The sequence below is a fragment of the Mesorhizobium sp. dw_380 genome, assembly GCF_018588885.1.
Classification (GTDB): Bacteria; Pseudomonadota; Alphaproteobacteria; order Rhizobiales; family Rhizobiaceae; genus Mesorhizobium.
This window is the reverse complement of the sequence record NZ_JAFFIW010000019.1, coordinates 109225-121974: the sequence shown is the minus strand read 5'-3', so window position 1 is coordinate 121974 and position 12750 is coordinate 109225. Positions and strand designations below refer to the sequence as shown.

The window sequence follows — 12750 nt, the reverse complement described above, 5'->3', positions numbered from 1 at the left end:
GCGGAAACAAAAACCCCCCCCCCCCCGAACGGCGGGGGGGGTCGTCGGGGGGTGGCGGTAGCTTCACCCTCCCCCTTGTGGGGAGGGTCGATCCCCGTAGCGGATCGGGGTGGGGGTGCGCGTAAAGCGCTTTCCCTGCGCCGCCCCCCACCCCGCCCACTTCGTTCGCGACCCTCCCCACAAGGGGGAGGGTGGAGGACGCGCCCATGACCCAACTCGGCGCAACCGTCACCCGCGAAGGCATCCGCTTCGCCGCGTGGTCCTCGTCGGCCCGTCGTCTCTGGGTCTCGATCTTCGACGAGCAGGGAGACCGTGAACTTGACCGGCTGGAGATGAAGCCGGAAGGCGAGGGGGTGCATGCGCTCTTCGTTTCCAGCCTTGCTGCAGGCGCGCGATATGGCTTTCGTGCCGATGGTGATTACGCGCCCGAGCGCGGGCTTTGGAGCGATCCCGACAAGCTGCTGACCGATCCCTACGCCGTCGAAATCGACCGGCCCTACGCCTATCACTGGCGGCTCGCAGCGCGGCGCAATGAGGGGACGGACACCGCGCCACTGATGCCCAAGACGGTGGCAAAAGCCTTGTCCGCGGCGGTGCCTGTGCTGCCGCCGCTGTTTCGCCCGGGGGGCCTGATCTACGAAGTGCCGGTGCGCGCCTTCACCAAGCTTCGTCAGGATATCCCGGAAGAGCAGCGCGGTACGGTCGCCGCACTTGCTCATCCTGTCATCATCGAGCATCTCAAGAAGCTCGGCGTTTCCGCTGTCGAACTGATGCCGGTGACGGCGTCGATCGACGAGCGGCATCTGCCGCCGCTGGGCCTCAGCAACGCCTGGGGCTACAATCCCGTCACCTTCATGGCACTCGACCCTCGCCTGGCGCCCGGCGGTCTGGCGGAATTGCAGGGCACGGTCGCCGCACTGCGTCAGGCCGGCATCGGCACCATCCTCGACCTCGTCTTCAACCACACGGGTGAGAGCGACCGGCTGGGGCCGACGCTGTCGTTGCGCGGCCTCGACAATCAAGCCTACTACCGGCACCAGCCGGACGGCAGGCTGGTCAATGACACCGGCACCGGCAATACGGTCGCCTGCGACCATCCGGTGGTGCGGCAAATGGTGCTCGACACGCTTCGCCATTTCGTCCGCCATGCCGGCGTCGACGGCTTTCGTTTCGACCTGGCGCCGGTGCTGGGCCGCGTCGACGGCGCGTTCGATCCCGCGGCGCCCTTACTCGGGGAGATCGCCGGGGATCCTATCCTTGCTGATCGCGTGTTGATCGCCGAACCCTGGGACATCGGTCCTGACGGCTACCAGCTCGGCAACTTCCCGGCGCGCTTCCTGGAATGGAACGACCGCTATCGCGACGATGCAAGATGCTTCTGGCGCGGCGATGCCGGCGCGCTTGGAGCGCTGGCGACACGGCTTGCCGGCTCGTCCGATATTTTTGGCAGAGCAGACCAGCCGGCCAGCCGCACGGTCAATTTCATCGCCGCCCATGACGGCATGACGCTGGCCGACATCGTCGCCTATGAGCACAAGCACAACGCCGCCAATGGCGAGCAGAACCGCGATGGCCACAATGACAATCTGTCCTGGAACAATGGCGCCGAGGGTGCGACGGACGACGCGGCGATCGTCAAGGCACGCTTCGACGACCAGTGCGCGCTGCTTGCCACGCTGTTCGCCTCGCGCGGCACGATCATGCTGACCGCCGGCGACGAATTTGGGCGTACGCAAAAGGGCAACAACAACGCCTATGCGCAGGACAATGCCGTCACCTGGCTCGACTGGGCAGGCCGCGACCAGACGCTGGAGCAATATACATCGGTGCTCGCCGCGTTGCGGCGCGAGTCTGTTGCGCTGTCGGATACGCATTTCCTGACGGGAGAACCGGCCGATTCCTCAGGCGTCTCCGACGTTTCCTGGCTGACCGAGACCGGCATCCCGCTTGCCGAGACGGACTGGAACGATCCGACCCGGCACCGTCTCGTCATGCTGCTGGCCGATCCGGGGGGCGGCCGCCTTGCGGTCATCATCAACGGCGATCGTCGCCAATGCGTCTTCACCTTGCCCGCACGCGATGGGTCCCGATGGCAGCCGGCGATCGAAGCGCAGGCGATCGACCTCGCGCGGCCGTTGCCTGGCCGCAGCGTCAGTTTCATGATCGAGCGCCGGACCGAAAAGGGCCGCGCCGGGAAGGGTCCGTGATGGCAGGCAACAATTCCGAGCAGTGCGCCGAATGGTGGCGCGGCTGCGTCATCTACCAGGTCTACCCGCGCTCCTTCCAGGACACGACCGGTGACGGCAGCGGCGATCTCAAGGGCGTCACGGCAAGGCTTGCCCACATCGCCTCGCTCGGCGTCGATGCCGTCTGGCTGTCGCCCTTCTTCAAGTCGCCGATGGCTGACATGGGCTATGACGTGTCGGACTATCGCGACGTCGATCCGATGTTCGGCACGCTGGAGGATTTCGACGCTCTGGTCGCCGAGGCGCATCGCCTCGGTTTGAAAATCATCATCGACCAGGTGCTGTCGCACTCATCCGACAGGCACGAATGGTTCGTCGAAAGCCGCGCCAGCCGCGACAATCCCAAGGCCGACTGGTACGTCTGGGCTGATACCAAACCCGACGGCAACGCCCCCAACAACTGGCTGTCCGTCTTCGGTGGCCCGGCCTGGGAGTGGGATTCGAGCCGCCGGCAATATTACATGCACAATTTCCTGGCCTCGCAGCCGGACCTGAATTTCCACAATCCGGAGGTTCAGGATGCGCTGCTGGACACTGTGCGCTTCTGGCTGGAGCGCGGCGTTGATGGTTTCCGGCTCGACACGGTCAACTACTACGTCCACGACCGCTGGCTGCGCAGCAATCCGCCTTTGGCGTCCAGCGTCGCCGGCACCAATGGCGAGACCAGCACCTACCTTTACCAGGAGCATCTGTTCGACAAGACGCAGCCGGAAAATCTCGCCTTCCTCAGGCGTTTCCGCGCGCTGCTCGACGACTATCAGGATCGCGCCGCCGTCGGTGAAATCGGTGATGAAGGTCGCTCGCTGCAGACGCTCGCCGCCTACACCTCCGGCGGCGACAAGCTGCAGATGTGCTACACGTTCGACCTGCTCGGCCCGCAATTTTCGGCGGCGCATATGCGCGGCTGTATCGAGGCCTTCGAACATGCGGTCGCCGACGGCTGGGTCTGCTGGGCATTTTCCAATCATGACGTGGTGCGCCATGTCAGCCGCTGGATGTGGCCGAGAGGCGATCCCGATGCGGTTGCCAGATTCTCGATCATGCTGCTCGCCTGCCTGCGCGGCTCGATCTGCCTCTATCAGGGTGAGGAACTCGGCCTGGAGGAGGCCGAGCTTGCCTATGAGGACCTGCGCGATCCCGTCGGCATCCGCTTCTGGCCCGGTGTTAAGGGGAGGGATGGGTGCCGCACGCCGATGGTCTGGGAGGCTGGCGCAGACAATGCTGGCTTCTCCACCGGCAAGCCCTGGCTGCCGGTCCCGGACAGCCATCGCGCTCGCGCCGTCGATGTGCAGAACGGCAACGAGCAATCGGTGCTGTCCGCCTACCGCTCGACGCTCGCCTTGCGCCGGCGCCATCCGGCCCTGGTCGGCGGTTCGATCCGCTTTCTCGACGCCGAGGGTGATGTGCTCGCCTTCATCCGCGAAGGCGGCGGCGAGAGGCTGCTCTGTGTCTTCAATTTCGCTGGGGAGCCGGCGAATTGGCCGTTGCCTGGGGATATCGGAGTTGTCGCGCCTGTCTTGGCCGGCAGCGCTTCTGTCGGGGAAGAAGCGCTCTCGCTGCCAGCTCTCGGTTCTTTCCTTGGGCGGCTCGACTGATGCGTTTCGGCCAAGCGAGCTGCTTGGCCACAAATGCCCTATTGAACGAGCACCGCCCGTCCGCAGGTCGCTCCGGTCACACGCACGTCGGCCTGGCCGACACCGACACCCAACGCGGACAGCACATTGTAGAGCAAGTCGTCGACGGGCGCAGTCACGGTGTTAAGCAGCGCTACCACCGCGGGTTTTACCGTTCCGAGCAGCGCGGTCAGATCGATCCCGAGGCCAAGCACATTGACGGAAAGCGACAGGTTGTTGACCAGCGACGTGGTGAGCGACTGCGAGATGTTTCGCGTCGAAACAGTCTTGACCGTCTTGTTGGCGATGTCGGTCGCATTGAAGGTCAGGGTCTGAGGGCTGTTGTTGGTGATCGCGGTCGCGGCCGAACCCATCACCTGGATCAACGGGATGTTGATCAGCAGGAGCTTGAGGCTCACATCCGCGATCTCGGCGTCGGTGAAGGTCTGCGGCTGGCTGAAATCGGCAAAGCCGGAGGGATTGTTGCTGTTGGCCAGATTCAGCTGGGCAATACCAGGGTGGGCGGCGATGGAAACGCTGATGCTGGACGGCCCTGTCGGACAGGTGATGTCCGTCAGCTTGGCTTCGGCATAGGCGACTTCCACATTGAGCGGCAGGTTGACGGCCAGCAGGCTGACGCCGCCGCTGAGGCCGGGCGTGCCGACACCGACCGAGGCTGTCAATTTGATGCGCGTCTGCGCGGTGCGCACCACCGTCCCTATGCCGTCGACCGCCAGCCATGGCGAGGATTGCGCCGGTTCCCCAATGGCAATATTGAGCTTGGTGGACAACAGCCCCGGGATGGTGGCGCCGAGATCGACGGCGGCTTGGTTGGTGCCGTTCGCGAGCACGGCGGCGGCGGTCAGCATTCCCATGGCGCTTGCGTCGACGCCAAGCCCGGTTGACTGTTGCCCGAGCCCGAGGCTGCCGACGGATCCAAGGTCGACGAGACTGCTGAGCGGGATCTTGACCGTGCTTGTCGACTTGGACGCGATGGTCTGCAGGGCGACCTTGGCCGTGTTGCCGAGGCCGGGAACATTGGCCATGGCGGTGGCAATCTGGCCGACAGTCGCCTTCGAGGCCAGCACGTCCGAATAGGTGCCGGCCGTCACGTTCAGCTGTGTGGCGAGCGCACTGATGAAGGAAAGCACGCTGACATCGGCCGAGATCAGCCCATTGTAGTCCATGACGCTGAGCGAGATGTTGCCGCCGAGAAGTCCGCTCAGCAGAGCGTTAAGGATGCCGCCATTGACGCTGAGCAGTCTCGACCCGACCGAGAATGTCGCCTGCGGCGTCATGCTGGCCGTGGCTTCGGTGCCGATGACTGGAGTGGGGATAAGCGAACTCGCGAAATAGCGGGCGGGGATTTTCTTGAGCGTGACGCGCACCGCGTTGTAGGGGGTCACGCCCGCCTGGAAGCGCTGGCTGACAGCGGCGGTCGCCGAGGCATATCGGCCTTGCGTGACCGTCACCACCGTCTTCCCGGCGGTCGCGGCGATGGTCTGGCCCGAGCCTTGAACCACGACGCCCGGCATGCCGTTGTCGGTCAGCGCGGTGACGACCGCCGTGTTGACATTGTTGATATTGGAGGCGGCGGTGATCGCCGCCAGATCGACCATCGCCTGGGCTTCCCGGCGTTCGCTGTAGATGGAGGCCTCATCGATGGCCACCGCGGCCAGGGCCAATGCAACCGGCGCGCTCAGTGCTGTCATGACGGCGAAGTTCGCCTTCCTGTCTCCCGCCATCGACCGTGCAAGCCGGCCGATGCCCTTGCCCGCACGCTGCAGCATTCAGATACCCCCGACCCTGATCGTTGACTGACGCTTGATGGTGGTCCCTGGCATGGCTATGCCCGGGAAAAGATTCCAGATCGGCAGGTTGCGTGCATCGTAAGAGATGGACACCACGAACTGGCTTCCGTCGGCGACGCTGTCGTTGGCCTGATAGGTGAGTTTGCTGGCGTCCACGAAGGGGTAGCCGCCGGCGTTGTTGGCGAGGAAGGAGGCCACGAGCGTCTGCCGCTCGGTCTGGTTCAGCCCGGCAATGGCCGTCCGTGCAGCATCCGCTGCGATCTGCTGGACCGAGCTGGCGGCGCCAAAATAGATGCCATACGCAACCATCCCGAGCAGAAGGAGAATGAAAAGCGGCGACAGCAGGGCGAATTCGACCGCTGAGGTTCCCGAATTGTCTGTTCGGAACGCGCGCCTTCGGACCCAGGAAATGAGGTTCTGAACCATGGCGCCAACATGCCAAAGTTCGCATGCAGAAAGCGAAAACTCCGGGTGCAACCGGAGGATGCGTGCGATTGAAAAAGCCGCTCTAATTTAGCCGTTGCTTCGTCCATTTTAAGGATTGACTTAGGGTCAATCAGTACTCGGTTGAAAAGAGCTTACCTCCTGTCTAGTCTCCTGCCACCAGCTGCCGGAGGGAACCGGCGGCGCGCTCAAAGGAGCCAGACATCGGTTCCGGGGCGTCAACACGTATAGGCGCGTCCACGGCAGCGCCGACAGGGAGAACTTCATGCTGAAAAACATGCTGAAGGCGACGGTATTCGCCACCACCATGGCGGTAGCCGCCGGCGCATTCTACGCGCCGGCCTTTGCTGAGACCGTCTACAACAGGGGGACCGCCGCTGAATCGGAGTCGGTCGACCCGCACAAGACCTCGACGGTCTACGAAGCCAATGTGCTGCGTGACCTGTTCCAGGGACTGGTCATGCAGGACCAGAAGGCGAACCTCATTCCGGGCGCCGCCGAAAGCTGGACGGTATCGGATGACGGCACCGTCTACACCTTCAAGCTGCGCAAGGACGGCATGTGGTCGGATGGCAGCCCGGTGACGGCGGACGATTTCGTCTACGCCTTCCACCGGCTGGAGGACCCTGCGACCGGTGCCGAATATGCATCCATGCTGTACCCGGTGAAGGGTGCGGAGGATGTCAACACCAAGAAGGGCAAGCCTGAGGACATGGGCGTCAAGGCAATCGACGCCAACACCCTGGAAGTTTCGCTGAAGGCGCCGACGCCGTACTTCCTGGAGATGCTGACCCATCAGGCGACCTATCCGGTCAGCAAGGCCTCGATCGAAAAGCTCGGCGCCGACTGGATCAAGCCCGGCAAACTGGTTTCGAACGGCGCCTATACGCTGGCCGAATGGGTTCCCAACGACCACATGAAGCTGGTCAAGAATCCGAAATTCTGGGACGCCGCCACCGTCAAGTTCGATGTGGTCAACTACATCCCGACCGAAGACCGCTCATCGGCCATGAAGCGCTTCGAGGCCGGCGAACTCGACAGCTATGACGATCTGCCGACCGAACAGCTCGCCGATCTCAAGACAAAGTTCGGCGACCAGATCCATGTCGGCCCGTATCTCGGCACCTATTACTATGCGATCAAGACCGACAAGGCGCCTTGGAACAACCCTGAACTGCGTAACGCCATCTCGATGGCGATCGACCGCGACTTCATCGCCGAAAAGGTCTGGCAGAACTCGATGCTGCCCGGCTATTCGATGGTGCCTCCCGGCATCGAGGGCTATACGCCCGCAATGGCCAAATACGCCGATATGCCGCAGATCGACCGCGAGGATGCCGCCAAGAAAATCCTCGAGAAGCTCGGCTATACGCCCGAACATCCGCTGAAGATGGAAATCCGCTACAACACCTCGGAGAACCACAAGAACACCGCGGTCGCCATCCAGGAACAGCTGAAGCCGCTCGGCGTCGACGTCACGCTGCTCAACACCGACACCAAGACCCACTATTCCTTCCTCGAGCAGAAGGGCGACTACGACGTGGCGCGTGCCGCTTGGATCGCCGACTACAAGGATCCGGAAACCTTCCTCGGCATCTCGCGCAAGGCGAGCGGCAACAACTATTCGAACTACAACAGCCCGGCATATGAGGCGGCCATGGACAAGGCAGCCGCGGCCGGCGGCAAACCCGAGGAGCGCATGAAGGAACTCTCCGAGGCCGAGCGCATTCTCGTCGACGATGTCGGCCAGATCCCGCTTCTCTACTACAGCTACCACGACATCGTTTCCTCGAAGCTGCATGGCTTCGTCGACAATGTGATGGACGTCCATCCATCCCGTTTCGTCAGCAAGGACTGATCCCTGGCCAAGCCGCCGCGCCCTTTCGAGGCGCGGCGGCGCTGGTTTGCCATCGCATCGGCCCGGGAAGCGGAATCGGTTTTCGGAAAAATCCGGTGCGAAGATTTGAAGGCTGGAGCGCAATCGTCCAACGGGACGGGCGCGCTCCGGATCAAGCGGGGCACCGATGCTGCGATACGTATTCCGGCGGCTTTTGACCGCCATCCCGACGCTGTTCGTCATCGTGACGATGGCGTTCTTCCTGATGCGCGTCGCGCCAGGCGGCCCCTTCAACCAGGAGCGGGGTCTGAGCCCCGAGATCAAGGCCAACCTTGAAGCCCAGTTCGGCCTCAACGACCCGCTCTGGCTGCAATATGTCCACTATCTCGGCAATCTGCTGCGCGGCAATTTCGGTCCGAGCTACAACATGCCGGATTTCACCGTCACCGAACTGTTTGCCAAGGGCCTGCCCATATCCATCCAGCTCGGCGCCTCGGCGCTGATCCTGGCGCTGCTGCTGGGCAGCGTGCTCGGCACCATCGCGGCGCTCAATCAGAACAAGCTTGGCGACTATACGGTGATTGCGCTGGCGACGGCCGGCAGCACCATCCCGACCTTCGTCATCGCGCCGGTGATCCAGCTCCTCTTCGGGCTGACCTGGAAGCTTTTGCCTGTCGGCGGCTGGGGCGACGGCGCGTTCCTCAACAAGGTCGGCCCTGTGCTGACGCTTGCCCTGCCGCAGATCGCCATCGTCGCCCGCCTGATGCGCGGCTCGATGATCGAATCGCTGCGGTCCCATCATATCCGAACGGCGCGCGCGCTCGGTCTCTCCGACTGGTCCGTGGTGGTCAAGCACGCGCTGCGCGGTGCCATCTTGCCGATCGTCTCGTTCACCGGCCCGGCGGCGGCGGCACTGCTGACCGGCTCTGTCATCGTCGAGACGATTTTCTCCATTCCGGGCGTCGGCCGTTATTTCGTCGATGCTGCGCTGAACCGCGACTACACGCTGGTGATGGGAACGGTGGTGGTGATCGCAATCTTCACCATCGTCTTCAACCTGATCGTCGACGTCATGTACGCGGTGGTCGACCCGAGGGTGCGCTATGACTGACATCGCAGCCACGGCTCCCGCCATCGTCGGCCGCTCGCTCTGGGGCGATGCCTGGGCGCGCCTCAAGGCCAACCGCGCCGCCATGTTCAGCCTTTACTACCTGGCCTTTATCGCTGTCATCAGTGTGTTCGGGCCCTCGTTCGTGCCGCATCAGTACACGACCATCTATGCCGACTATGTGCGCACGCCGCCAAGCCTTACGGCCTACCCAAAGGCCGACATGATCGAGTCGGCGCTCAATGACGCGATCAAGCGCATGCGGGTCGAGATCAAGGAATGGAAGCAGGACGGCGAGCGCGTTACGGTCACCGTCACCTCCACCAAGCCGATCGACGATCGCAACATCCGTTACCTCGACCGTTCCGATGCCTTTGACGGCACCAAGATCGAGAGCAAGTCGCCCGACGGGCTCGAAGTGACGATGAGCACGTCGGTCAAGCAGCAATATTTCCTGTTCGGCACCGACAACACCGGCCGCGATCTGCTCTCGCGCACGCTGATGGCCGGGCGCATCTCGCTTGCCATCGGCCTGCTCGCCGGCGTCGTGGCGGTGGTGATTGGGGTGATCTACGGCGCCGCCGCGGGTTTTTCCGGCGGCAAGATCGACGAGGTGATGATGCGCATCGTCGACGTGCTCTATTCCTTGCCGTTCATCTTCTTCGTCATCATGCTGGTGGTGTTCTTCGGCCGCAACTTCGTGCTGATGTTCCTGGCGGTTGGTGCGGTGCTGTGGCTCGACATGGCGCGCATCGTGCGTGGCCAGGCCCTGTCGATCCGACGCCAGGAATATGTCCAGGCGGCGGAAGCCATGGGCGTCGGCCAGCGCGGCATCCTGTTGCGCCATGTCATTCCCAACCTGCTTGGCCCGGTGGTGATCTACATGACGCTGCTGGTGCCGCAGGTCATCATCCTGGAGAGCTTCCTGTCGTTCCTTGGCCTCGGCGTGCAGGAACCGATGACCAGCTGGGGCGTGCTGATCTCGGTCGGCGCCAAGAACATCGGCACCGCCAACTGGTTGCTCTTGTTTCCCGCTTTCTTCCTCGTCTCGACGCTGTTCGCCTTGAATTTCGTCGGCGACGGCCTGCGCGACGCGCTCGATCCGAGAGATCGATAACGATGGGGATCGTTGACATGGCTGCTGCCGAAACCATCCTCAGCGTCAAGGACCTGCGCGTCCGCTTCCGCACGCTCGACGGCGCCGTCGAAGCGGTGAAGGGCGTCAACATCCATGTCAACGCGGGCGAGACCGTTGCCGTGGTCGGCGAATCCGGCTCCGGCAAGAGCCAGACCATGATGGCGGCGATGAGCCTGCTGGCCTCCAATGGCGAAGCGTCAGGCAGTGTCGACTATCGCGGCCGCAACCTGCTGACGTTGAGCAAATCCGATCTGAACAAGGTCCGCGGCGCCAAGATCAGCATGATCTTCCAGGAGCCGATGACCTCGCTCGATCCGCTCTATTCGATCGGCAACCAGCTGATAGAGCCAATCCGCCGGCATCGCGGCCTAGGTGGTGCCGACGCGCATGAAGAGGCGCTCAAGCTGCTGCGCCTGGTGCATATTCCCGATCCCGAGCGGCGGATGAAATCCTATCCGCACGAAATGTCCGGCGGTCAGCGCCAGCGCGTGATGATCGCCATGGCGCTCGCCAACGACCCCGATATCCTGATCGCCGACGAGCCGACGACGGCGCTCGATGTGACCATCCAGGCGCAAATCCTGATGCTTCTCGCCGAATTGCAGCGCAAGCTCGGCATGGCCATCGTCTTCATCACCCACGATCTCGGCATCGTCCGGCGCTTCGCTGACCGGGTCTATGTCATGCGCCAGGGCGAGGTCGTCGAGGAAGGCGAGGCGGAAGCAATCTTCGTCAACCCGCAGCACGCCTATACCAAGATGCTGCTGGCGGCCGAGCCGACCGGAACCAAGGCGCCTCCGCCCGCCAATGCGCCCGTGGTGCTCGAAGGCAGGAATGTCGAAGTCACATTCAGGATCGGCGGCGGCTTCCTCGCCGGCGAACCGCTGATGCTGCGTGCCGTCGATCACATTTCGATCCGGCTGCAGCGCAACCAGACCATCGGCATCGTCGGCGAATCCGGCTCGGGCAAATCGACGCTCGGCCGCGCTTTGCTGCGGCTGCTGCCGAGCGATGGGTTCATCCGTTTCGGCGATCGCGACATTTCCACCGCCGACCGGCAGGCGATGCGGCCGTTGCGGCGCCAGATGCAACTCGTCTTCCAGGATCCGTTCGGCTCGCTGTCGCCTCGCATGACCGTCGGCCAGGTCATCACCGAAGGGCTGCTGGTGCATGAGCCGAACCTTTCGGGCAAGCAGCGCGACCAGCGCGCGGTCGAGGCCTTGCGAGAAGTCGGCCTCGACCCCAACGCCCGCAACCGTTACCCGCACGAATTCTCGGGCGGACAACGGCAGCGCATCGCCATTGCCCGCGCTATGATCCTGAAGCCCAAAATGGTCGTGCTGGACGAGCCGACCTCGGCCCTCGACCGCTCGGTGCAGAAGCAGATCGTCGAACTGCTGCGCAAGCTGCAGGCGGATCACGAACTGTCCTACCTGTTCATCAGCCACGACCTCGCCGTGGTGCGCGCCATGGCCGACTACATCATCGTCATGAAGCAAGGCAAGATCGTCGAGGAGGGGCCGACCGAGGCCATCTTCAGCAATCCGCAGGCGCCCTACACACAGACACTGATGAACGCGGCGATCGACGTCACGCGCTTCCGGTTGAGCGCCTGAGACATCGCGTCAGGTGAAGGCAATGGCGGCGCCTGTTCGGTCAGCCTGCTGATCTCGGGCACCTGCGTGCGCGCACCGCAACAATAGCATCATGTTGCTGCTTCAGCCGGTCGATTCTGGCTGTTTCGCGGTTGGCCACCGCGGTCTTCACGCGCGAGCCACCAAGCAGCCAGCGTGGAACACTGGTGTTGGCGACCTTGCCGCGCGTGATCGCGATTTGCGAGATTTCCCTGGCGTTTTCGCCAAGTGCGCTGTTGAGCTCAGTGCAGCTCATTGTGTCGTATTTCGCCGGGTCGACCGCCCAGCCGATTGATGAGCAGCCGGTAACGAGCAGCAGTGTGACCAAAAGAACCGGTGCCGGCGCTGTCGTTGAAATCAAATTCATGTCCGCATCCGGCGCGCCGGTTTGCCGGCCCCTCATGTCCATCGACTACTTAGGGTCGATGCCCATTTCGTCAAAGTCCATCTGCTGTCGAGCACATGACAGTCCGGGTTCACGCCGCTTCGGCGACGGATCCAGCCATGGGAGCGCAACCGCCGAGCACTGCCTGGGCGATGCCGGTTTCATTTTCATCGACATGCGCCGTCACCAGAACGATCCCCCCGGCAACGCTCCGATCATCCGGCTTTAGGCCAGCCTTGAGCAATGCGCCGAGCAGCCCGCCGGCCCCGCCGCCACAGACTGCCCCAATCAGGATTGTCGCCGACAGTCCGGCTGGGAGAGAATCGACGCCGTAAGCGGCCATGACGCCCAGGCAGGCCAACACGCCGGCCACGGCGCCAAGTATGACACTCGGAGACCTCAGAACTCCGGCTTCGTCCCGGTAGGGCCCGATAACGGAAATCTGTACGCGAGGAACACCAGCCGCCACCAGGTCTCCGGCAACCCGGGCCGCTTCGGCATGGGAATCAAAAAGCCTGCTGATTGTCGGCATGG

10 protein-coding genes are annotated in these 12750 nt (G+C 63.4%); 6 read left to right on the top strand and 4 right to left on the bottom strand.

Annotation, left to right across the window (positions count from 1 at the left end; all coding sequences use genetic code 11):
- Window positions 1-206: 206 nt before the first annotated feature.
- Both glgX and bglA read left to right on the top strand, forming a co-directional pair.
- Window positions 207-2207, top strand: a complete 2001-nt coding sequence (gene glgX, locus JT360_RS19415; RefSeq protein ID WP_214473353.1) for a glycogen debranching protein GlgX — start codon at window positions 207-209, stop codon at window positions 2205-2207.
- A complete protein-coding gene (gene bglA / locus JT360_RS19410) occupies window positions 2207-3841 on the top strand; it encodes a beta-galactosidase BglA (RefSeq protein WP_214473352.1) in 1635 nt (544 codons plus the stop codon). Before glgX ends, bglA begins: the two co-directional genes overlap by 1 nt.
- 38 nt (window positions 3842-3879) lie before the next feature.
- Here the strand turns inward: bglA and JT360_RS19405 are convergent, their stop codons facing one another.
- Window positions 3880-5649, bottom strand: a complete 1770-nt coding sequence (locus JT360_RS19405) for a Tad domain-containing protein (RefSeq protein ID WP_214473351.1) — start codon at window positions 5647-5649, stop codon at window positions 3880-3882.
- Window positions 5650-6096, bottom strand: coding sequence for a TadE/TadG family type IV pilus assembly protein (locus tag JT360_RS19400; protein ID WP_214473350.1), 447 nt, complete (start codon window positions 6094-6096; stop codon window positions 5650-5652). It abuts the gene before it with no gap.
- A gap of 283 nt (window positions 6097-6379) precedes the next feature.
- On the opposite strand from JT360_RS19400, the gene JT360_RS19395 reads away from it, so the two are divergent.
- From JT360_RS19395 to JT360_RS19380, 4 genes are all read left to right on the top strand, one after another.
- Window positions 6380-7972 carry a peptide ABC transporter substrate-binding protein gene (locus JT360_RS19395; RefSeq protein WP_214473349.1) on the top strand — a complete coding sequence of 531 codons (1593 nt, stop codon included), beginning with the start codon at window positions 6380-6382 and terminating at the stop codon, window positions 7970-7972.
- A gap of 166 nt (window positions 7973-8138) precedes the next feature.
- Entirely contained in the window at window positions 8139-9062 is a 924-nt protein-coding gene (locus JT360_RS19390; RefSeq protein ID WP_214473348.1) for an ABC transporter permease subunit, read from the top strand.
- Complete coding sequence (locus JT360_RS19385) at window positions 9055-10176, top strand: ABC transporter permease (RefSeq protein WP_214473347.1); 1122 nt, start codon at window positions 9055-9057, stop codon at window positions 10174-10176. Before JT360_RS19390 ends, JT360_RS19385 begins: the two co-directional genes overlap by 8 nt.
- A gap of 17 nt (window positions 10177-10193) precedes the next feature.
- Complete coding sequence (locus JT360_RS19380; RefSeq protein WP_214473346.1) at window positions 10194-11813, top strand: ABC transporter ATP-binding protein; 1620 nt, start codon at window positions 10194-10196, stop codon at window positions 11811-11813.
- 40 nt (window positions 11814-11853) lie between these two features.
- Here JT360_RS19380 and JT360_RS19375 read toward each other — a convergent pair whose 3' ends face one another.
- Entirely contained in the window at window positions 11854-12198 is a 345-nt protein-coding gene (locus JT360_RS19375) for a hypothetical protein (RefSeq protein ID WP_214473345.1), read from the bottom strand.
- Between the two features lie 109 nt (window positions 12199-12307).
- Window positions 12308-12748 (bottom strand): hypothetical protein, encoded by a 441-nt coding sequence (locus JT360_RS19370; RefSeq protein ID WP_214473344.1) that lies wholly within the window; start codon window positions 12746-12748, stop codon window positions 12308-12310.
- Window positions 12749-12750: the final 2 nt, after the last annotated feature.

Bases quoted from the DNA above. Each gene is read 5' to 3' on its own strand.
- glgX (WP_214473353.1), top strand. From the start codon at position 207: ATGACCCAACTCGGCGCAACCGTCACCCGCGAAGGCATCCGCTTCGCC.
- JT360_RS19390 (WP_214473348.1), top strand. From the start codon at position 8,139: ATGCTGCGATACGTATTCCGGCGGCTTTTGACCGCCATCCCGACGCTG.
- JT360_RS19385 (WP_214473347.1), top strand. From the start codon at position 9,055: ATGACTGACATCGCAGCCACGGCTCCCGCCATCGTCGGCCGCTCGCTC.
- JT360_RS19405 (WP_214473351.1), bottom strand. From the start codon at position 5,649: ATGCTGCAGCGTGCGGGCAAGGGCATCGGCCGGCTTGCACGGTCGATG.
- JT360_RS19395 (WP_214473349.1), top strand. From the start codon at position 6,380: ATGCTGAAAAACATGCTGAAGGCGACGGTATTCGCCACCACCATGGCG.
- JT360_RS19375 (WP_214473345.1), bottom strand. From the start codon at position 12,198: ATGAATTTGATTTCAACGACAGCGCCGGCACCGGTTCTTTTGGTCACA.
- JT360_RS19370 (WP_214473344.1), bottom strand. From the start codon at position 12,748: ATGCCGACAATCAGCAGGCTTTTTGATTCCCATGCCGAAGCGGCCCGG.
- bglA (WP_214473352.1), top strand. From the start codon at position 2,207: ATGGCAGGCAACAATTCCGAGCAGTGCGCCGAATGGTGGCGCGGCTGC.
- JT360_RS19400 (WP_214473350.1), bottom strand. From the start codon at position 6,096: ATGGTTCAGAACCTCATTTCCTGGGTCCGAAGGCGCGCGTTCCGAACA.
- JT360_RS19380 (WP_214473346.1), top strand. From the start codon at position 10,194: ATGGCTGCTGCCGAAACCATCCTCAGCGTCAAGGACCTGCGCGTCCGC.